Annotated in this window: 17 protein-coding genes, 1 pseudogene and 1 riboswitch; of the genes and pseudogenes, 3 read left to right on the top strand and 15 right to left on the bottom strand. The window is 40.4% G+C overall.

The window, feature by feature from the left end; genetic code table 11:
• Positions 1 to 59: 59 nt before the first annotated feature.
• The 8 genes and pseudogenes from galE to AC0VYO_RS19190 all read right to left on the bottom strand — a co-directional run bounded on the left by galE (position 60) and on the right by AC0VYO_RS19190 (position 8,741).
• The gene (gene galE / locus AC0VYO_RS19155; protein ID WP_430243381.1) at positions 60 to 1,088 is read right to left on the bottom strand and encodes a UDP-glucose 4-epimerase GalE; all 1,029 of its coding nucleotides are present in this window, start codon (positions 1,086 to 1,088) and stop codon (positions 60 to 62) included.
• Between the two features lie 196 nt (positions 1,089 to 1,284).
• Positions 1,285 to 2,070 (bottom strand): annotated as a pseudogene (gene tagH / locus AC0VYO_RS19160) (teichoic acids export ABC transporter ATP-binding subunit TagH); the annotation flags it as partial.
• 15 nt (positions 2,071 to 2,085) lie between these two features.
• A complete protein-coding gene (locus AC0VYO_RS19165; protein ID WP_226615391.1) occupies positions 2,086 to 2,889 on the bottom strand; it encodes an ABC transporter permease in 804 nt (267 codons plus the stop codon).
• Positions 2,890 to 2,891: 2 nt separating this feature from the next.
• A complete protein-coding gene (locus AC0VYO_RS19170) occupies positions 2,892 to 4,076 on the bottom strand; it encodes a CDP-glycerol glycerophosphotransferase family protein (RefSeq protein ID WP_475368014.1) in 1,185 nt (394 codons plus the stop codon).
• A 145-nt stretch (positions 4,077 to 4,221) separates the two neighbouring features.
• Positions 4,222 to 6,381 (bottom strand): bifunctional glycosyltransferase/CDP-glycerol:glycerophosphate glycerophosphotransferase, encoded by a 2,160-nt coding sequence (locus tag AC0VYO_RS19175; RefSeq protein WP_475365921.1) that lies wholly within the window; start codon positions 6,379 to 6,381, stop codon positions 4,222 to 4,224.
• Between the two features lie 47 nt (positions 6,382 to 6,428).
• The gene (tagD, locus tag AC0VYO_RS19180; protein WP_194218652.1) at positions 6,429 to 6,824 is read right to left on the bottom strand and encodes a glycerol-3-phosphate cytidylyltransferase; all 396 of its coding nucleotides are present in this window, start codon (positions 6,822 to 6,824) and stop codon (positions 6,429 to 6,431) included.
• A gap of 128 nt (positions 6,825 to 6,952) precedes the next feature.
• A complete protein-coding gene (locus AC0VYO_RS19185; RefSeq protein ID WP_475365922.1) occupies positions 6,953 to 7,726 on the bottom strand; it encodes a CDP-alcohol phosphatidyltransferase family protein in 774 nt (257 codons plus the stop codon).
• Positions 7,686 to 8,741, bottom strand: a complete 1,056-nt coding sequence (locus tag AC0VYO_RS19190) for a glycosyltransferase family 2 protein (protein ID WP_430243374.1) — start codon at positions 8,739 to 8,741, stop codon at positions 7,686 to 7,688. The genes AC0VYO_RS19185 and AC0VYO_RS19190 overlap by 41 nt, the downstream gene beginning before the upstream one ends.
• A gap of 855 nt (positions 8,742 to 9,596) precedes the next feature.
• Between AC0VYO_RS19190 and galU the strand changes: the two genes are divergently transcribed.
• On the top strand, positions 9,597 to 10,487 hold the full coding sequence (gene galU, locus AC0VYO_RS19195) for a UTP--glucose-1-phosphate uridylyltransferase GalU (protein ID WP_303534280.1): 891 nt from the start codon (positions 9,597 to 9,599) through the stop codon (positions 10,485 to 10,487).
• Between the two features lie 56 nt (positions 10,488 to 10,543).
• On the opposite strand, the gene AC0VYO_RS19200 is transcribed toward galU, so the two are convergent.
• Positions 10,544 to 10,921, bottom strand: a complete 378-nt coding sequence (locus AC0VYO_RS19200) for a DUF4870 domain-containing protein (protein ID WP_430243373.1) — start codon at positions 10,919 to 10,921, stop codon at positions 10,544 to 10,546.
• A gap of 136 nt (positions 10,922 to 11,057) precedes the next feature.
• Between AC0VYO_RS19200 and AC0VYO_RS19205 the strand changes: the two genes are divergently transcribed.
• Both AC0VYO_RS19205 and AC0VYO_RS19210 read left to right on the top strand, forming a co-directional pair.
• Positions 11,058 to 13,022: a LuxR C-terminal-related transcriptional regulator gene (locus tag AC0VYO_RS19205; RefSeq protein ID WP_475368015.1), complete on the top strand. Its 1,965-nt coding sequence runs from the start codon at positions 11,058 to 11,060 to the stop codon at positions 13,020 to 13,022.
• A gap of 61 nt (positions 13,023 to 13,083) precedes the next feature.
• Positions 13,084 to 13,650, top strand: a complete 567-nt coding sequence (locus tag AC0VYO_RS19210; RefSeq protein ID WP_475368016.1) for a histidine phosphatase family protein — start codon at positions 13,084 to 13,086, stop codon at positions 13,648 to 13,650.
• Positions 13,651 to 13,754: 104 nt separating this feature from the next.
• On the opposite strand, the gene AC0VYO_RS19215 is transcribed toward AC0VYO_RS19210, so the two are convergent.
• The 6 genes from AC0VYO_RS19215 to AC0VYO_RS19240 form a co-directional block, all read right to left on the bottom strand.
• The gene (locus AC0VYO_RS19215; RefSeq protein WP_475368017.1) at positions 13,755 to 14,255 is read right to left on the bottom strand and encodes a DUF6843 domain-containing protein; all 501 of its coding nucleotides are present in this window, start codon (positions 14,253 to 14,255) and stop codon (positions 13,755 to 13,757) included.
• 181 nt (positions 14,256 to 14,436) lie between these two features.
• Positions 14,437 to 15,831: an L-cystine transporter gene (locus tag AC0VYO_RS19220; protein ID WP_475368018.1), complete on the bottom strand. Its 1,395-nt coding sequence runs from the start codon at positions 15,829 to 15,831 to the stop codon at positions 14,437 to 14,439.
• A 527-nt stretch (positions 15,832 to 16,358) separates the two neighbouring features.
• The gene (locus tag AC0VYO_RS19225; protein ID WP_475368019.1) at positions 16,359 to 17,453 is read right to left on the bottom strand and encodes an iron-containing alcohol dehydrogenase family protein; all 1,095 of its coding nucleotides are present in this window, start codon (positions 17,451 to 17,453) and stop codon (positions 16,359 to 16,361) included.
• Between the two features lie 100 nt (positions 17,454 to 17,553).
• Positions 17,554 to 18,228, bottom strand: coding sequence for a methionine ABC transporter permease (locus AC0VYO_RS19230; protein ID WP_194218643.1), 675 nt, complete (start codon positions 18,226 to 18,228; stop codon positions 17,554 to 17,556).
• On the bottom strand, positions 18,218 to 19,252 hold the full coding sequence (locus AC0VYO_RS19235) for a methionine ABC transporter ATP-binding protein (protein ID WP_194218642.1): 1,035 nt from the start codon (positions 19,250 to 19,252) through the stop codon (positions 18,218 to 18,220). The genes AC0VYO_RS19230 and AC0VYO_RS19235 overlap by 11 nt, the downstream gene beginning before the upstream one ends.
• A 21-nt stretch (positions 19,253 to 19,273) precedes the next feature.
• A complete protein-coding gene (locus tag AC0VYO_RS19240) occupies positions 19,274 to 20,080 on the bottom strand; it encodes a MetQ/NlpA family ABC transporter substrate-binding protein (RefSeq protein ID WP_475365927.1) in 807 nt (268 codons plus the stop codon).
• 169 nt (positions 20,081 to 20,249) lie between these two features.
• Positions 20,250 to 20,358: riboswitch (SAM riboswitch) on the bottom strand.
• Positions 20,359 to 20,420 lie beyond the last annotated feature (62 nt).

The following is a 20,420-nucleotide window of genomic DNA, read 5'->3' on the forward strand; positions in this document are numbered from 1 at the left end:
ACTCATTAATGAGCGGGCTTTAGTGTCCTCTATAGAAAGACAGCTGTCCTCCGTGGGGGTCAGGTACGCACCTGACCCCTCTTATACCCATCAGGATTTTCCGACTGCCAGCGCCACGTGTCGCGGCACATTTCTTCAATGCCTTTTTCCGCTTTCCAGCCAAGCTCAGCTTCAGCTTTCGCCGGATCTGCATAGCATTCTCCAATATCGCCAGGACGGCGCGGAGCAATGGAGTACTTCACTTCTTTCCCAGTCGCTTCTTCAAAAGCCTTCACCATCTGAAGCACGCTATACCCATTTCCCGTGCCAAGGTTATACGCTTCTACTCCCGTTGTACCTAGGATATGCTCTAACGCTTTCAAATGCCCGTTAGCCAGATCCTCCACATGGATATAATCACGAACGCCTGTACCATCTGCTGTATCGTAGTCATCTCCAAACACGCTAAGCTTTTCGAGTTTTCCAACCGCAACCTGACTAATATACGGCATGAGGTTATTTGGAATCCCGTTAGGATCTTCCCCAATTCTTCCGCTCACATGAGCTCCGATTGGATTGAAATAGCGAAGAAGGGCAATGCTCCAGTTTGAATCAGAAACATGAAGATCACGAAGAATCTGTTCAATCATGAGCTTCGTTTGTCCATACGGATTCGTTGCGCTTAAAGGGGCTTCTTCAGTGATTGGCATAAGATCAGGCATACCATAAACGGTTGCAGATGAGCTAAACACAATGTTTCGAACGTTAAATTTCTCCATCACTTCACAAAGAATGAACGTCCCTGTTAAGTTATTATGGTAATAATGAAGTGGCATGGAAACCGATTCGCCAACAGCTTTCAAGCCTGCAAAATGAATGACTGCTTCAATTTCATTTTCTTCAAACACCATTTCTAAAGAAGATCGATCAAGTAGATCCACTTCATAAATCGGAAAATCTCGCTCAGTTAACTCTTTCACACGATCAAGCGATTCCATTTTACTATTCGAAAAGTTATCCACGACAACAATATCGGAACCTTGATTAAGTAACTGAACACACGTATGACTTCCAATATATCCAGCACCGCCTGTTACTAATATAGCCATTCTTACTCCCCCACTTCTTGTTATGTCACCAAAAAATTCCTTCTCATCATATCACATTCATTCCCATAAATTCAGCGCAAATAATGAAAAAATCGCTCTCTATGAGAGCGATTCTGCTATAGAAGGAAGCAAATCATCTAGACAAGAGTCTGGATTTCTTTCGTTTTCCTTTCTCTTCTGAATCAGCAGCTAAAAGACCTTCCTGCTTCTTCATTCCTTCTTCTTTGAAGCGACGCTTTTCTTCTTTCGACCACGATTTATACTCTTTAATAAAAGCTTCATACTTCGGCATGATATCTTTCATTGCGCCATACTCACGGATCGTGCCATGTTCAAGCCAGATTGCTTTATTACAAAACTTCTTCATCTGGCCGTTTGAATGACTAACAAAGAAAATTGTTTTTCCTCGTTCCTTAAACTCCTCCATTTTGACAAGGCACTTATCGGCAAACGTCTTGTCACCTACAGAAAGGGCCTCATCGACGATCAGAACATCTGGGTCAACGCTAATGGATATTGAAAAACCTAGACGTGATTTCATACCACTGGAATATTTTTTAACAGGCATATCGATAAATTTACCGATATCTGCAAAATCAATAATGTCAGGCTTCATCTTTTCAATAACGTCTTTCTTATATCCCATCATAAGCAGCTTCAATTCGATATTCTCGCGCCCTGTTAGCTCTTTATTTAAGCCAGCAGAAACAGCGATAAGGGAAACATCACCTTTTACGTCAATTTCCCCACTAGTTGGTGGCGTGATATTAGCGACAAGGTTTGAGAACGTTGATTTCCCGGACCCGTTCACTCCGATGATACCAACGACATCACCTTCACCTGCTTCAAATGTTAAATCACGAATGGCATAGAAATCCTCCCCGTAGCCACCAGGGAGAAGAATATCCTTGAGCTTATCAGAGTTCTGCCTGTGCATTTTATATTTTTTCGTAATCCCGTTTAATTTAACTGAATAACTCATAAACGACAGTCCTTATTAAATATAGTCTACGAAATGACTCTTGAACTTCATATGCAGGTAGGAACCAATCATCAGTAAGAGCACAACGACTACCCAGTAGTAAAGGGTATATTGCAGTGTCTGATGAACCCAGCCCATGCCGAGAAGTGCATCTCTGTAGCCTTCCACTATATAGTATAGCGGATTAAGTTTCATCCCAATCTGAATAAATCCAGGAAGATCATCAATTGTCCATAAAATTGGTGTTAAATAAAGAAACATCCGAATAAACGACTGAAGCATTTTGTGCACATCTCGAACGATTGTCGATAGCGTCGACGTAATGAGAGAGATGGCAAAAATGAGAATAATTAAAGCAAACATATAATACGGTAGTTGAAGCAAATGCCAGGATACCCCCTGGCCAGTTAATAACACTGCTGCAAAGTATATACCAAGTAAAATCAAATGTTGATAAAAGACTGACATAATCACATAGCTCGGAATCGTACTCATTGGAAAGTTCATTTTGGATACCATTGATATCCTAGTATAAATCGACTTTGATCCTTGAATAACAGCAGGATTAAAGAAGAACCATACAACAAGACCAGCGGACATCCATAGAACAAATGGGACGCCATCAACCGGGTTCCCGTTTCGTATTCCAAAGCCAAATACAAACCAGTAAATACTCATTTGGAAAAGGGGATTTAGAATCTCCCAAACCATACCAAGATAATTATTGCTATTCGTGCTCTTTACCTGATAAACCGAAAGCCGATTAATTAGGTAGAAGTTGCTAACTTGTTCTTTTAAAACTGCAATCATAGAATTCATGCTTATTTTGCCTCACTAACAAAAATTTGGTCAACAACCTTTTTGGTAGCAGACCCTCCTTCAAGGTAACAATAAGTGTTATAGAAATCGTTATACTTTTCTTCAAATACGCCAAATCCTTCATTTTCAAACGTTTGAATGGCGTGTAAAACTTCTTCAGATGTTGTCACGACAGGACCTGGCGCCTCTTCTTCAAGATCAAAGTAAAAGCCACGCAATTTATCACGATATGAAGCAAGATCATAAGCGAAGAAAATAATTGGTCTCCTCAAATTAGCATAATCGAAAAAGACAGATGAATAATCTGTAATCAACACATCAGAAATTAAATAGAGATCATTGACATCGACACCAAGTGATAAATCAAAAACAAATCCTTCATATGGAGAAAGATCAAACTGCTCTGCAATTAAATAGTGCATCCTTAATACAATAACATATTCCTCGCCGATTTCACGTCTCAATAAATCAAGATCTAATTTCAGCTCATGTTTATATTTCCCCGGTTGATAAAATTCATCATCTCTCCAGGTTGGGGCATAAAGAACCACTTTTTTTTCTGTAGGAATGCTATACTCCACTTTCAATGCATCAATTTTTTCTTGATGATTTTCAAGATGAAGACGATCATTACGTGGATAGCCCGATTCTACCATTTTTTTCTTAAAACCAAATGCTCTCTCAAAAATCTCAGATGAGTACCGATTCGGCGAGATTAAGTAATCCCACTTCGCTGCTTCCTTATAGAAATTATCTTTATAGGAAAGCGTGTTTGTTCCAGGCATGTACACTTCTTCCATATCACCTGCAAGCTTCTTAAGCGGCGTTCCATGCCAAGTTTGTACATAGACAGTGTGAGAAGGCTTAGGAATCCAAAGCGACATCCGACTATTAGTCACCCAATAACGAGCACGAGCCATGAGATAAAACCATCTTAGCGAAAAACGCTTTACAGTAGGTATACCCCTTTTACGGAAAGACTCAGCATGAGATTCTTCAACACTCCAAATCATGTCTAAATCATAGTCGTGCTCTAACAGATATTCGTAGATCGCCCTTGGATTACAGCTGTACTGCTTTCCAGAAAAGCTCTCAAAAATAACAAGGCGCTTGTTTGCTGGAAAACGGCCCAACGCCACAAAAAGAAGTCGACTAAACGCCTTCATTAACGGATATATTTTCAACATTCTCAATAGCTTTTTCATGAAATGGACACCATACTCCCGACTAGTAGTAGATTACCTCTATTCGAAATGCGCTGTCGCTTTGAAAAAACAGGATAGTGCCATATCGCCTTCACCAGCGGCAGTACCCTGTTTCTCTAAAGTCTATCTACATTTCAGCTTTCTCGGGCTCAAATACCCTATTAATTACTTTTCTAGAAGCGTGCCCATCATCAAGATGACAATATTTATCATAGAATGCATCAAAATTGCTTTGATAGGTAGCTTCTATTTTATCGATATGCTCAATCGCATCTATGACACCGTCCGACGTTTTAAGAAGCGGACCTGGTGCTTCATTCTCAAAATCCATATAGAATCCGCGAAGAGAATCGCGATATTTTTCAATGTCATAAGTGAAAAATAAAATGGGACGACGTAAATTTGCGAAATCAAAGAATACGGATGAATAATCAGTAATCAGAATATCTGATAATAAATAAAGCTCCGCAATATCTCCGTAGTCAGATAAATTGTATACAAAATCGCTCATTCCAGTCGTATCAATATGCTCTGCAATTAAATAATGCATGCGTAGACCAATCACATATTCGTCACCAAGACGTTCCTGCATTTCGCTAAGGTTCAGCTTTAAATCAAACTTATACTTCCCCTTACCGTGAAACTCGTCATCCCGCCACGTTGGGGCATAAAGAATGACTTTTTTATCAGCAGGAATACCAAGTTTAGCCTTTATTTCCTGCTGACGTCTAGCTTTTTCTTCATCCTCAAGATAGAGGATATCGTTTCTCGGATAGCCCACATCAAGAACTTCTTTCCCGAACTTAAAGGCTCTTCTGAAAATAGAAGTCGAATAATCATTTGGCGAAACGAGATAGTCCCATTTTTGTGCTTCATTGTAAAAGTTCCGCTTATATTTTTCTGTTGTCGTGCCAGGCATACGTACTTCTTTCATATCAGCTGCCAGTTTTTTGAGCGGTGTACCATGCCATGTTTGTAAATAAACTGTCTCAGGACGTTTAATCGCAAAGTTTGGCATTCTGGCATTCGATACCCAGTACTTGGCAGTCGCAAGATGGTAATAGTAAGCGGGGCTTAAGCGTCTCACCTGCTTAGGATTCCCCGGTATATCCTTTTTCTTTTTATCATAAACCCATAAATAATCATACTTATGATCGCTTTTTAACAGTTCTTCATAAATGTAGCGAGGGCTATCTGAATACCCCTTACCACCGAAGCTCTCAAGAAGTACTTTTTTCGGTTTCATTGGCATTTTCACAAGAACCGTTCGGTAAAGCTGACGCATGAGTAAGTGTTTCTTCCTCAATGATCTACGCCACTGCCTTAAGCGTACTCGAAACATCATTGACTTCAGAACGGCTTCTTTTTTCCCCTTTTGTAGAAGACGATGCTCTCTTCGTTCGATGATATTCCGTCTCTTAATCCTTCCAGGTGCTACTAAAGAGAGACTGTTCTTTAAAGCAGTGAAATGATCAAACAAAACGTTAGAGTTCTTCACGGCTTTATTAGTTATGCTCTTTGAATAATAATTTAACAAGAGAAGGTCCAAATAGCGACTAATGCTTTTCGTATCAGCGTACGACATCTTCATTTTATGATAGACATAAAATAAATCAGGCAACTTCTCCTCTACAGAATGGAGCATGAGAGTTGGGTGGTCGATCGGATCATAGCATTCTCCTTTTAAATAAGTGGGAACGCCTGTAATCATCGGAATCTCCTCTGTATTTACTATTGCTGGAATGGAGAAGGTAAGGTCCGTGTAAAAGGTAGCTTGTTCATCAAAACGAAGCTCATGAACATCCACAAAGTCTTTGCGTAGCAACAAGTTAGTAGCACTCCTACGACGAAGTGCTTTGATTTTTCTTCCACCACTTAATCTACGCAAATAGTAGGAATCTTCCCCGATTTCCATTGGAATAGCAATTTTTCCAGCTTTGAAAATAGAACCACCAATGAAGTGATCTTCTCCTATGTTGTTTAGGAGAAGGTCTAGTGTGTATGGCGCCAGGTAATCGTCACCGTCAACAAAATAGATAAACTCGCTTGAAGCGTACTCGATCCCCATGTTGCGCGCTTTTGAGACACCAACATTTTTATCTAGATGATAGCAAGTCATTCTCGAATCGCTGTAACGCTCAATAATCCCCTTACTATTATCAGTTGATGCATCGTTAATCAGAATGATTTCTATATCCTGAAAAGTCTGCTGTAATAGGGAATCAAGGCATTTTTCGATATAGTCTTCTTTATTATAAACGGTTACTATTACACTAATTTGTCCCATAACAATTCCTAGCACCTCAACTATTTATTCTTTCTTTCTACAATTGCTTATCCGTTAGATACAAGTAGCTCTTTCTTGATTTTCGATGTCGAAATTCCCGCTGTGCGAGGAAGATAAATGACTTCACAATGATCTTTCAAGAAATCAAATTTCCCTTCCCAATCATCACCCATCACAAAGATGTCTACATCGTGATTTTTTACGTCATCTACTTTTTGCTCCCAGTGTTCTTCTGGAATCACTTCATCAACATAGCGAATTGCTTCTAATATCATTTTGCGATTTTCATAGCTATGATATGCTTTTTTATTTTTAATTTCATTAAATTCATCTGTTGAAATAGCTACAATAAGATAATCACCAAGATCTTTCGCTCTCTTCAATATATTAATGTGGCCCCAATGCAATAAATCAAATGTACCGTAAGTCAAAACCTTCTTCATTTCGACCCCTCCAGTTAGTAGTGTTTAATAATTTTTACGAGACGTGAATTAACATACAATTTACAATCTTTAATAACACTTAACATCACGCGAGTTCATTATGATTTATAATGGATTTATATTGAATATTAGCTTTTATCAAATGAACGTGATGTAATGAAGACCCGTAGGCCTGTCTTTAATACAAGCATGGCAAGGAAAAAGGATATATAGTAAAGTAGCAGATCTACTCCTGTTAGTTGTTCAACAATGATGATAACAACGACAGCTACAAAGAAACCAGGTAGACCGAGCAGAACAGCTACAATATCAAAGAATAATGATCCATCTCGAATCGAATTAACAGGATCTTGAGTGGTTGATTGTGACATCGTCAGCTTCGTTAATTGATAAGCAATCGGAACGAGTAATGCCATAATAATCGCAACAAACGTCGCATAAACAAGAACCATTTCGAGAATACTAACATCTAGCATTCCAGCTTGTCTTAATACCGTTAAAACCATCGATAAAAAGACAGGTAGAGCAGCTGCTTGGATAATAATATCAATATAATAACCTTTCGACGACGTTTGCTTCGTAATGCGAGCAACTTCACCATCTACACAATCAAGTAGATAACCGAGATTGTAGAAGAGCGCCGCAAGTATAATGGATAGTGGTGTAGCGATCACAAGTGATAAGCCTGAAATGAGAATGAAGAATACACTCATCCAGCTTATCGTATTTGGTTTTATACGCATCTTACAAAAAAGAATTGTAAGGTAAATCGAAATTCGACGCAGTACGTACCATGACCACAGGTCTTCTTTGTAACTTAATGTTTGAGACTGCTTACGATATGCAAGGATCGTCTCATTATCAAGAAATGTGGTCGGTAGTAATTCTTGCCCATTTTTCATGACCGGTCTTCACCTTCCAGTATTGTTTGCTAAAGTATCCGCCTACTAGTCCAAGTCCTCTCGTAAAGTGAAGCAAAAAGAACTGCATCACAGTTGGGAAATAAGCGCGGAAACCATGTTTTTTAATAACTCCTAGCGAAGAAATGCCGATCATCATCATATAAATAGTAACGAGCGTGATTAAGCTGATTAGAAACCCATTGTTAAATAGCGCTCCAATTCCAAGACCTGTTCCAGTTAGAAATGCTATTAACGGAGCAAGCTGTCGGAATCTCATCACACCTCGAGTACTTCTCGATGCAATAATACCCCATTTTCCATCTGCATAGGATTTCTGAACAAATGCTTTCAGACTATCTCTTGCGTAGTAAGTGGAAGCAATTTCGCTTGATAAATAAAACTTGCCACCCTGATTCCGTACTCTCGCATGAAATTCAATATCTTCACTTCTTCTTAAGTTTTCGTTGAATAATCCGGCTTTCTGGAACACTTCACGTTTGTAAGCGCCATAGGGCACGGTATCTACTCGCCCTTCCCATTTGCTAGAGCTCTTTGTGATGCGGAACATAGAGTTCCCAACGCCCATAGGATGTGAGTAAACATAAGCATTAATCGTTCCCCAGAACCCTTTTCCTTCTGTTCGAATGACTCCACCAACGCAGTCCATATCTGGCTGACGCTGAGTTAAGTCGTAATAACTCGTAAGGAAATTAGTTGGAATCATAGTATGACCATCTACTCGAAGAATGTATTGCCCCTTCGCGTTTTGAATGGCAAGATTCCATCCTGTCGGCAACGTCTCTTTCGGATTTTCAAACAACCGTATTCTTCCCGGGTTCTTACTACTAACATCTTCTATAATATCCTTCGTTCGATCGGACGACATTCCATCTACTACTAGAATTTCATATGAATCTTGAGGAAACTCCTGTTGCAAGACACCTTCCAGCAACTTTCGTATATACCTCTCTTCATTCTTCACGACGAGAAGCACGGAAAAGAACAATTCTTTCATTTCTTTTCATCCCTTCACAACTTCGCCTTATCTCTCTTTTAATCTAAGAGACTTACATAAACCTTTTCAATCTAATATTTAAGTATACATGATACAGGTTAAAGAATCATTGTAAAAATAAGGGAAAAGTAATTTATTTTCTTTCAATTGTGTGAACAATCATTGGCCATTGCTGTCGTTTTCTAAGAATAAACAAAGACTTATCGCAGAAAAGCGAGTTTGAAATGAGCAGTATTTTAATATTTCATAATGCATTTACGTCTTAATTAACATACTGACATCCTTCGTCACTCTCATTAAGATTGTGGCCCTACAATCACTTGCAATAAATGGATGCTTAGTTAGAATCACGTACTTTAGTGACCTATGCAATCTAAATCCGGCACATACTTTTTGATTGCTATGGGAATAGGAGATTCTATCGTTGAAAAAAATGATCCATTTTATGCTTAAACAGACTTATACATAGTTAACCTACATTACCCTTTTAGATGTAATTAAAAACAATGAAGAAATGAGAAGTAAAGGTCAATAAAAGCAAACAAGACCCAATAAATACAAAGGAAAGCGTTATTTCGTTATGCTTTATCATAACATTACCCAAATGAGAAGGATACCGACTATCGCTGTCGAAAAATCTGTTATGGAGGCTAACGATAATGAAGAATGGCTTCTTATTTGGAAAGCTACGTTAGCTTAAATTGTTGATTCTTGATTTTAGGCTAATTCGAGTGAAGTCTTCCTATCGTCATGTCTTTTCATTATGAAAATGCAGGAAAATAGTCATGATATATGTTAATATTAGTAAGCACTTATTGGGATTTTGAAAACAATTAGTTACTGGGAGGATTCAACATGAGAGTTAGAAAGGCGATTATACCTGCCGCTGGTCTTGGAACAAGGTTCTTACCAGCAACTAAGGCACAGCCAAAAGAAATGCTACCAATCGTGGACAAGCCAACGATTCAATATATTGTAGAAGAGGCTGTCGCTGCTGGAATTGAAGACATTATCATCGTTAGCGGTCGCGGAAAGCGTGCTATTGAAGATCATTTCGATAAATCATATGAGCTCGAAGAAACGCTTATCAAGAAGCAAAAAGACAAGATGTTAAAAGAAGTACAACAAATTTCTAATCTCGCTAACATTCACTACATTCGTCAAAAAGAACCTAAAGGACTTGGGCATGCCATTAATTGTGCTAGCCGCTTTATCGGCAATGAACCTTTCGCTGTTCTCCTTGGTGATGACATTGTAAAATCAGACCAACCATGTATCGGCCAGCTAATGGATAGCTACAATCGTTACCGCACTTCAATCGTAGGTGTTCAACAAGTGGCTGACGATGCTGTTTCTAAATACGGAATCATCTCTCCTAAGGGAGAACAAATTGACAACGGCATTATTCCAATTAAGTCACTCGTTGAGAAACCATCCCTTGAAGAGGCACCTTCTAATTATGCCATTCTTGGACGTTATATCTTAACTCCTGAAATCTTCTCCATTCTTGAGAACCTACCTAAAGGTGCAGGCGGAGAAATTCAGCTTACAGATGCGATTAAGGTGCTAAATGAGCAGCAAGCAGTCTTTGCTCATGAGTTCGAAGGTCAGCGTTATGACGTTGGTGATAAATTTGGATTCATAAAAGCAACAGTTGATTTTGCCCTTAATCGTCCAGATCTCCAAAAAGATGTGATGAACTATTTAAAACAAGTTGTGGATCAAGAACTCACAACAAAGAAATAAATAAGTAAGTAAGACAAAAACCGCACTCCTCCCATAATAGAGGAATGCGGTTTTTATTATTTGATTTTCTCTAGCTGTTTCTCTGCAAATTCACCACCAATCGGTAGCTTATACATCTGTCCCTGATAAGCTTTTACCATTAAGACAATCCAAACAATTAAGCTTAGCGGTGGCAATATAAGAAGAGAGACAAGCGATCCTATAATTGGAATCACATTCATAACAAGACTTGCGACAAATAATGTTCCGAACACAACGATCGACTGCATGGCATGAAAACGCACAAACTTGTTTTCCTTTTCAATCAACAAGAAAATAATACCTGTCACGAACCCCAGCACATAGGTCAACAGTCCTGCGACATTTTCCTCCATACCACTCGATGTTTTGCGAGGGGTTTGGCCCATTTTTTCAGGGTTATTCCCTGTTTCCACTGCGATACCTCCCTTATTTTGTAAATTCTGAATATTGTTTAAATTAATTTTATCAAAAGAAGGAATTGGAGGGTAGTATACGAAAGTATACTACTTAGACAAAAATCGAGTACTTTTTCAGTGGAGTGTGATAAGGATGAACCTTCCAGATAACCCCAATCAAGAACAAATTCAGTCGAAGGCTTTTCCGTTTAATATTACGAGAGAAAAAGAGTTAGCCGTATTTTCTCGTTTGCTAGATCAAAACGGTAGCAGCATTCTATCCGTATATGGACAGCCCGGGACAGGAAAAAGTGAGCTAATGACGCATTATCAAAAGGAAGCGTCAGACAGAGATATTGTTTTCTACCTTGTAAACGCACAGTATTCAAAGGCTGAACCATCCGCTTTTCTCCAATTACTATTGGAGCAAATGGGAGCATCTAACCTATACATTTCGCCTCTTGAGGCAATTAATATGCATATTCAACATCTTGAACAACAAGGAATTCGTTTCGTCATAGCCATTGACTCCTATGAACGCTTTGAGAAATTAGATGAATGGTTTAGACAATCTTTCCTTCCATCTCTTCCCTCTTCAAGCATTCTTATTTTTTGCGGACGTAAAAAGCTCAGGGAATCCTGGAGGGCATCGATCTGGTATCCGTTCATTACTTCCATTGAATTAAAAGGTTTCAGCATCGGACAGTATGATTCTGCCTTTCGCACTCTTAAACCAGAGCTCACTAAGTTAGCCTGGCAATTTTCAATTGGTAATCCCTATGCATTATCGCTTTGCGTTCAGAAACTAAACGAGACGCAGGAATGGAATGAAAAGGATGAGCAGAAAATTTATAGAACCGTCGTCCAAGAATGGCTAAGTGAACTTGAAGATGATCGCCTCCTTCCCTACATAGAAGTGGCGTCGATTGGTCACTACATTCAACAGGAAAAGCTTGAAGTAATGCTGGATCAAACGATCTCGCGAAAAGATTTTGAAGCACTCGTATCCCTTTCATTTTTTGAGGAAACAGAGTCAGGGTGGCAGCTTAACACTCTTTTTCAACGGGCAATGAGAGACGACCTGCGTAGAAGAAAACCCACGTATTATCATCAATTATGGAAACGCGCCCTGCTCTATTGTCGATCCTTTTTTAAGCATGACCGTGTCATGGATTCCACCGAAATTAGCGAATTCTTCTACTTGCTTGGTGAACCAATGATGCGTGCTTCTTTATTTGATCATGACACGCTCTCTACTTATAGCATGACATCTGCTAGCTCAGACGATTGGGACGTGGTCCTACCTTATTTGAAGAGTCCTCCCACGATGAATGAAGCGTTGTTTGATGATGATCAAAGTACCAAGGGTTTTCAGCAACATGTTCCAAAGAGCCGTGATAAGCAATCAGCCTATATAACGAAGGAAATGATTGAGTCTGTAGGGATTCAGCATGTGAAACTGCTACGTCACCGTGGTGGAAAAGTCATTGGAATCGCGTTTCTTATTCCAATCCAGTCCAGCACGCTTAAGAAGCTACAGCAAAGCCCTGTTACAAGAAGTTATTTTAAGAGGCTGTCTTCTGCAGAAGAAAAAAGTATTTTGTCTCAGGATAAGCCGGCAGGGTGGGTCATTCGATACCTCGGTGTTAAAAATGTGAGTCAAATGGAAGATCGCCAGGCACTTTTGTATCATCTTCTGCCTCTTGTTCTAACAGAAGGAATTCTCGTTGCATCGACACCGCTTCCTTTTTATCAAGATTTATTAGAGCAGTTCCGTTTCAGCGAAGTACACGAGGCAATGCATTTTGACTATGGTCCAGACCGACCTTCCAGGACTTATGAACTTGATTTAAGAAACGCTCGTCTTTCCCAGTACCTTGAAACATTCGCCCAGGCGCTCGGCGTAAATCTAACCGAAACACCACACCATCCATTTCAGTTTACTCCGCGTGAAGAAGAAGTTGTTACACTCGTCATCCAAGGATACTCAAATGCTAATCTTGCTGCTGAACTCTCCTTAAGCGAAGTGACTATCAAAAAGCATTTAAGTCGAATTTATGAGAAAACTGGTGTAAAGAACCGCACGCAGCTAACGCGTATTATGCTTGAGAGGAAATAATGGAAGAGCGGGGGTCAGGTGCGGACCTGACCCCCGCTCCTTTAAAGAGGTGAAGCGCTAAATGAATGAAACGAAAATTTATCTTGTACGTCATGCTCATTCTTCTTATACACCTGATGAATACGGACGAGGATTATCACCGAAGGGCAACAGGGATGAAAAGAGCCTTACACATCTAATGAAAGAAAAACAAATTGATGTTGTGCTTTCTAGCCCTTATAATCGAGCGATTCATACAGTTGAAGCCATCGCAAAACATCACTCGATAGACATTCAAGTTATAGAAGCATTTAAAGAGCGAACACTTGCTGGACAACCTGTTGATGATTTTCAATCCGCGATCGACGCTGTTTGGCAAGATGAAACGTTTAGCTACCCTGGTGGTGAATCCAACGAACTCGCTCGTAGCCGAGGAGTGAGCGCCCTACAAAACGTACTAAAAACATACAAAGGAAAAAGCGTAGTGATTGGTACTCATGGGAATTTAATGGTTCTCATGATGAGTCATTTCGATGATCAGTACGATAGACACTTTTGGGAAAATCTCGATATGCCTGATGTCTATTGCCTCACCTTTCAAGGAGAAGAGTTAATGAAGGTGGAGCGTATTTGGGAAAGAACAGCATAAAAAATGACGGCCCTTATGCGCCGTCATTTTTTATGCTGTTCAAGTGTGTGGTTTACTTTCTTGTGAAAAGCTTGAATCCTCGATATGTCTCAATTTAAAGAACCTTACTCTAAAATCCCCTCTTTCTTTAACTTCTCCTCTACGCTAGCGAGAATGTTTCGATTCCCTTCATTTTCAGGACCTTTACCATGAAAATCTTCACTACAGTGTGACTCTGTTAAATAAAAAGCATTATAAAGGAGGCGGCGATCTTCTATAGTGATTCCGCTATTTGGGAACAAATACGTACAGCTTGTATCAATTTCAGTACGTTTGTCTTTTTGATCCACGTAATAAAATTCATCCGTTACTGCCCCGTATTTCATATCTTCCGTTGAAGTTAAATACGTACCGTCTTCGCTATAGGGAATAACTGTAAATCCTTTTTCTTGTTTTAATTTCGGAGCGCCTTCCACGTTGTAAATCACGATCAATTTCCCCTCAAACCCCTCAGGAACTAAATGAACGGTATCTGTTTTTTCATGATGAACGGTTGTAGCCTTAGACGAACATGAAGCGGCCATCAACATTATCAAAACCACGATGAGTAATCTGATCCCATACATACGCTTCTCCCCCTGACCGTTTGTACCTTTATCTTTTTCGACGGTGGTGGTTGCACTTCCTTCACATGGAAAAATTCCTAACAACAAACTGACCGGGTTATGACGATGCACTATGTCAATCGAGTTATTCTTCTCATAAAAAAAAGCCCGCCTTCTATGGAAAGCGGGCTTCATCCGTTAGTTAAACGGCAATATCTTTTTCAACAGCATTTGAATCATTGAACTTATCGTGGTTCAACTTGCCAAGAATTCGTGATGTGAGTGTACCTGAGGTCATCGCACCATTCACATTTAACGCCGTCCGCCCCATATCAATGAGTGGCTCAACAGAAATGAGAAGACCGGCTAAGTAAACGGGTAGGTTCATAGAAGAAAGAACGATTAACGCAGCAAATGTCGCTCCGCCTCCCACTCCAGCCACACCAAACGAACTAATGCCAACGATTAAGACAAGTTGGATTAAAAAGCCAGGACTGAGCGGATCAATACCTACCGTTGGCGCAATCATAACTGCGAGCATCGCTGGATAAATTCCCGCGCAACCATTTTGGCCAATCGTTGCACCAAAGGATGCAGACATGTTCGCTGTTCCTTCATCAACACCAAGGCTATTTTTCTGAGTGGAAATATTCAAAGGAATTGTCCCTGCACTTGAACGAGAAGTGAAGGCAAACGTAAGAACAGGTAATACCTTCTTCAAATATGTTAGTGGATTTAATCCACCTGTCGCAACCAAAATCAAATGAATGATAAACATCACAAGCAGTGCTAAATAGGATGCAAGAACGAATTTCCCGAGTTCGAGAATACCGCCTACGTTCGTTTGAGCGACGGTAGTTGCCATCAAGCCCATAATCCCGAATGGAGTTAACCGAAGAACTAGTGTGACGATTCTCATAACGATCGCATAGACAGCATTCACACCTTTCGTAAAGATGGCTGCTTGCTCTGGATTTTTACGACGTACACCTAGTGCCGCGATTCCAACAATAGCTGAGAATATAACAACGGCAATCGTTGAGGTCGGGCGAGCTCCTGTCATATCTTCAAACGGATTTGCAGGGATAAACGCAAGAATTTTATCTGGCGTACTCATATCTTTCACACTACCAAGCGTTTCTTCTAGATAGCTTCCACGATCCTGTTCCGCTTGCCCTGCTTCAATTTGCTCTGCATTTAAATCAAAGACGAGCGAGCTACCTACACCAACAATCGCTGCAACCATTGCGGTTGATACAAGAATTCCAATAATCCAGCCTGACATTTTGCCAAGCTCTGAAGTCTTCTCAAGGTTCGTAATCGATTGAATGATCGAAACCATGACAAGGGGTATAACAATCATCATTAGAAGGCGTACATATCCGCTCCCTACAATGCTATACCAATCTGATGTTTGACTCACAATCTCTGAGCTAGCTCCGAAGACAGCTTGCAAGTAAACACCTAACACAACCCCAAATCCTAAACCAGCAAACACACGCTTACTAAAAGACACATGTTTCTGTTGCATCTTAATTAAAACACCAATAAGAACAAGTAAAATGGCAATATTCACAATGACTAAAAATGTATCCACGCTATTTCCCCCTTTTATTTTCTCTATAAAACCAAAACTTTATAATCCATATAAGTTTAGTCGGCATTAATCTAAAATACTACCAATTTGTGGCACTGTCAAGCGCTGGTGCCTGTCACTCCCCGCTATTTGTCGAATGGAGGAAAAGGCTTAGGAAATCTCCATCTTAAGTATGAGTTGAAAACCGAACTGGTGACTGGTTTATTTGATAAGCATACGGCGTAGACTGTAATTAACAAGGAAAGAGAGAAACAAGGAGGTGCTGGACATGGAGAACATTTACGTTCTTGAACAGGAAATTATTAATAGGCGCTAACCAACACATTCGTTGAATCGGAGGGGAACATTTCAATGATCTTATTACTCATCAAGAACTATTTTCAACCAGGTGCTGATCAACAATGTCAATGGAAGGAACATCGCAATCGCCATCTTGATCTACTCGCAAAATCCATCTATCATATTTAGCCCCCTAGAAGTTGAACAGTAACTTCCAGGGGACTTTTTTTCTCACTAGATATGCCTAATCAACTTAACGTAACTTGTAATGCTTCTAATCCAAGAATTGCTTCCACTACATCATTTTTCGTCACATGACCTGAAGGGAAATGAATGGACTCCCCATCTCTCGTAGCGTATTCTGCGATAACTTGACCTATGCTCTCCACATTTGTTGGTTCAATGCCAATTGACTCTAACGAGAGGGGCAAACCTATTTCTTTATAATAGGCAAATAAACCTCTCACCTCTTCCCACTCACCTTCTAGTACAAGTTGCACAAGTATGCCATAAGCTACTTTCTCACCGTGAAGAAACGAATGAGCTTCAGATAAGTGTGTTAAACCGTTATGAATGGAGTGTGCCGCTGCAATCCGACCATAGCGATCGCCAAGACCTCCTACCATTCCTCCTGATAAAAGATTTGTTTCAATCACCCGGATAAACGCATCACTCAAACGACCATTCTGTTGATCCCTAACCGCTTTTTCTCCGTCTGCTACAAGGACATCACGGCAGCTTCTTGCTACTTCATACGCTAGTTTTATGGGAATTGGCGTTGAAGGCAGTTCCTCAATGAGTGCTCTCGCTTCATACCATTTGGCCAGCGTATCACCAATACCTGCTTTCAAATAAGCGATTGGTGACTGCACAAGAATTTCAGGCTCTACAAGAACAAGATATGTACTTCTTGGAAAAATAGTATACTCAATAAACTCTCCCTCGTCTGAATACTTCACACTAAGTGGCGTCGTTGCGGCACAAGTAGACGCGAGCGTTGGCACAAGAGCCACATCTTTGTTTACTTCATTACCAACCGCTTTCGCTACATCCAGAACCTTTCCACCACCTACACCGAGTATCAAATCGGCACCGTGAATATTGGCTAATTCAGACTGTCTTTTAATTTCCGTTTCTGAACATTCACCACTGTACGTAGAATAAGCTACATGAAAGGCAGATAGATCTGGAAAATAACCCTGAGCTGCTCCCCAAGATTGATGTCCAGAAATCACAAACACTTTTTGAAACTGCCCATCCTTAAGCAATCGTGGTAATTCTTGAAGGATACCTGATCGACATTCATAATGTCCTGGCGTTGCTCTTACCTGAATTGATTCCATCTTTTCTTCCTCCTAAATCTGATGAACAAACTGATCATGAAGTTCATTTATTGAAGACACACCTGCTAATGACAATGAAATAAAAAGATTTTCTTTTAACTTAATCCTTCTTCAAACGAGCGGAGAGAACATTCCCAAACGATTGGAGTCCCTGAACAAGGACAATAAGGAGAAATACCGTAACGTACATCACATCGACTTCATATCGCAAATGACCGTATCGATAAGCGAGATCACCAAGCCCACCTGCTCCAACGAGCCCAGCCATTGCCGTTGCCCCAATCAGTCCAATTGTCGCAATCGTTAATCCAAGAACGATCGATGAACGAGACTCCCTTACAAGAACATGCCAGATAATGTGTCTGGTTTTTACCCCCATTGCTTCATAGGCTTCTACTACTCCACGATCGACCTCAAGAAGAGCGGACTCCATCAACCTTGCGATATACGGCGCCGTAAAGACAACGAGCGGCACAATCACACCTTTTACTCCAATTGTTGTACCTGCAATCATTTTTGTAAAAGGTAAAATGAAAAACAGTAAAATGATAAATGGAATCGACCTGATCACGTTTATAGCCGCATTTAATATGCGGAAAAGAACTTTATTTTCTAATGCTTTTTCAGGTCTAGTTAAAACAAGTAGCACACCAAGCGGGAGCCCAATCAACACTGAAATCAGTAGTGAGATCCCAACCATTTGAAATGTTTCAATAATCGCGTTCCAAATGTCTGCACCCCAAAGATCAATAAACTCCGATACCTTAGCTGACATGAGCTTCCACCTCCTGAACATAGCCTTCTACTACGACGCCACTTTCCTCTAAAAACGCAACGGCCCGAGCCGTCTCTTCCGCTTCCCCATCTAAATGAACGACTAGCCTACCAAAAGGCTGATCCTTCAGTTGTGTAATGTTCCCTGCTAAAATGGACGGATACACGTCGAACTTCTTACTAACAAGCGCAAGAGCGGGACTACCTGATTTCTCCCCAATAAATGAAAGATTCACGATCTGACCACGCTCTTTCAATCGAGACACAAGCGACTCTGGAAGCTCATCCTGGAATAACGACTGAACAAATCGTTTGGCCGTCGTTGTAGCAGGCTTACTAAAGATATCGATCACTCGCCCCTGTTCAATCACCTTCCCGTTCTCCATCACAGCCACTTCATGACATATTTTCTGGACAACGTGCATTTCATGCGTAATGAGTAAAATCGTGATTCCAAAATCACGATTGATTTGTTCCAATAAAGATAGGATTGATTCTGTCGTATCTGGGTCAAGGGCACTCGTTGCCTCATCGCACAGTAGCACTTCAGGTTCATGAGCAAGCGCACGGGCAATCGCCACACGCTGCTTCTGACCACCTGATAGCTGGGAAGGATAAGCATCCCGCTTATCCGATAACCCAACGATACCTAAATATTTATCAACTCGCGCTTCAATCTCTTTTTTACGAAGACCCGTAAGCTTCAGCGGAATGGCAATGTTTTGATACACAGTGCCTGTTTTCAATAAATTAAAAGACTGAAAAATCATCCCGATGCGCTGTCTTGTTTTTTGAAGCTTTCCAGTAGACAAAGAAGTGAGCTCAATGTCATTGATAAATACCTTTCCATCTGTCGGTCGCTCCAGAAGATTCACCATTCGGACAAGCGTGCTCTTTCCAGCACCACTATAACCGATGACGCCATAGATGCTTCCTTTCTCAACTTCTATGGAAACATCATCAACCGCCTTCGTAATCGTCTCACCGCTTTTATACGTTTTCGTTATATTTTCTAATCGAATCATCGTGCTCACTCCTCTTTCGAATTACCAGGATGCAACAACAGAACCGTTAAATTCGTCCTGGATAAATTGCTTCACTTCATCTGATTGATAGTAGTTCACTAGCTTTTGAATACGTTCATCATCTTTGTTCTCTGTTTGTGTTGCAATCACGTTCACCCACGGGGAATCTTCGGGTTCCATTTCAAGAGAATCTTCTTTCGGTACGCGTCCACTTTCCATTGCAAAGTTCGTATTAATTGCTGCAATCGCAAGCTCACCAAGCTGTCTTGGAATTTGTGAAGCTTCTAATGGAACAAATTCGAGATTATAAGGGTTCTTCTCAATATCTTTGATCGTTGCTTTAACACCAACGCCATCTTTCAACTCAATAATGCCAGCTTGCTCAAACAACATTAGCGCTCTAGGTTCACCTGTTGAATGGTTAGGCAAGCCAACTTTGTCGCCTTCTTGCAATTCATCAAGACTCTTATATTTGTCAGAATAAATTCCCATTGGGAAAGTAATCGTAGTTGCTACCTTGGAAAGCTCGAGTCCTCTTTCTTTTACATAATCATTCAAATAAGGTTCATGCTGAAATACGTTCGCATCCAATTCCCCTTCATCAAGGGCTGTATTTGGCATCACATAATCATTAAACGCAATCACTTCAATTTCAAACCCGTCTTCCGCTGCGATTTCCTTCACCTTGTTCATCACATCTTCATGCGGACCAGCCGTTACCCCTACCTTCAGTGGGCCATCTTCTGAATCTCCAGAAGCCTCATTTCCAGAACAACCTGCCAAAAAGACTAAAATAAGTGCACCTAATAAATACAATGATTTCTTCATTTCTCAATCTCCTTTAAAGTTCATATAGTAATGTAAAGCGTTTTAGCGCTAAAATATAAAAGCGCAAAAGTGCTTCGATCTGCTAAAATCCCCTCCCAATAAAAAAACTCCCTCTGTAAAGTACAGAGAGAGTTGTATCATTTCATCATTATCAGCAGCGCTGAACTCTCTCTCATCTTTCAAACGATTGCTCGTCTGCTGGAATTAGCACCTTTCTCACGAACTGAGATGGTTGCTGGGCGTCACAGGGCCAGTCCCTCTGCCACTCTTGATAAGAGTTTTCAATATTATTTAACTATTTTCAATAGTATAGTATCTTTCTCGAAGGGCGTCAAGGGAA

The organism is Anaerobacillus sp. 63XJN7_4_ISO-PGPR-S23-413, from assembly GCF_056173725.1.

Bases quoted from the DNA above. Each gene is read 5' to 3' on its own strand.
- galE (WP_430243381.1), bottom strand. From the start codon at position 1,088: ATGGCTATATTAGTAACAGGCGGTGCTGGATATATTGGAAGTCATACG.
- AC0VYO_RS19165 (WP_226615391.1), bottom strand. From the start codon at position 2,889: ATGAATTCTATGATTGCAGTTTTAAAAGAACAAGTTAGCAACTTCTAC.
- AC0VYO_RS19170 (WP_475368014.1), bottom strand. From the start codon at position 4,076: ATGTTGAAAATATATCCGTTAATGAAGGCGTTTAGTCGACTTCTTTTT.
- AC0VYO_RS19175 (WP_475365921.1), bottom strand. From the start codon at position 6,381: ATGGGACAAATTAGTGTAATAGTAACCGTTTATAATAAAGAAGACTAT.
- tagD (WP_194218652.1), bottom strand. From the start codon at position 6,824: ATGAAGAAGGTTTTGACTTACGGTACATTTGATTTATTGCATTGGGGC.
- AC0VYO_RS19185 (WP_475365922.1), bottom strand. From the start codon at position 7,726: ATGAAAAATGGGCAAGAATTACTACCGACCACATTTCTTGATAATGAG.
- AC0VYO_RS19190 (WP_430243374.1), bottom strand. From the start codon at position 8,741: ATGAAAGAATTGTTCTTTTCCGTGCTTCTCGTCGTGAAGAATGAAGAG.
- galU (WP_303534280.1), top strand. From the start codon at position 9,597: ATGAGAGTTAGAAAGGCGATTATACCTGCCGCTGGTCTTGGAACAAGG.
- AC0VYO_RS19205 (WP_475368015.1), top strand. From the start codon at position 11,058: ATGAACCTTCCAGATAACCCCAATCAAGAACAAATTCAGTCGAAGGCT.
- AC0VYO_RS19210 (WP_475368016.1), top strand. From the start codon at position 13,084: ATGAATGAAACGAAAATTTATCTTGTACGTCATGCTCATTCTTCTTAT.
- AC0VYO_RS19215 (WP_475368017.1), bottom strand. From the start codon at position 14,255: ATGTATGGGATCAGATTACTCATCGTGGTTTTGATAATGTTGATGGCC.
- AC0VYO_RS19225 (WP_475368019.1), bottom strand. From the start codon at position 17,453: ATGGAATCAATTCAGGTAAGAGCAACGCCAGGACATTATGAATGTCGA.
- AC0VYO_RS19230 (WP_194218643.1), bottom strand. From the start codon at position 18,228: ATGTCAGCTAAGGTATCGGAGTTTATTGATCTTTGGGGTGCAGACATT.
- AC0VYO_RS19235 (WP_194218642.1), bottom strand. From the start codon at position 19,252: ATGATTCGATTAGAAAATATAACGAAAACGTATAAAAGCGGTGAGACG.
- AC0VYO_RS19240 (WP_475365927.1), bottom strand. From the start codon at position 20,080: ATGAAGAAATCATTGTATTTATTAGGTGCACTTATTTTAGTCTTTTTG.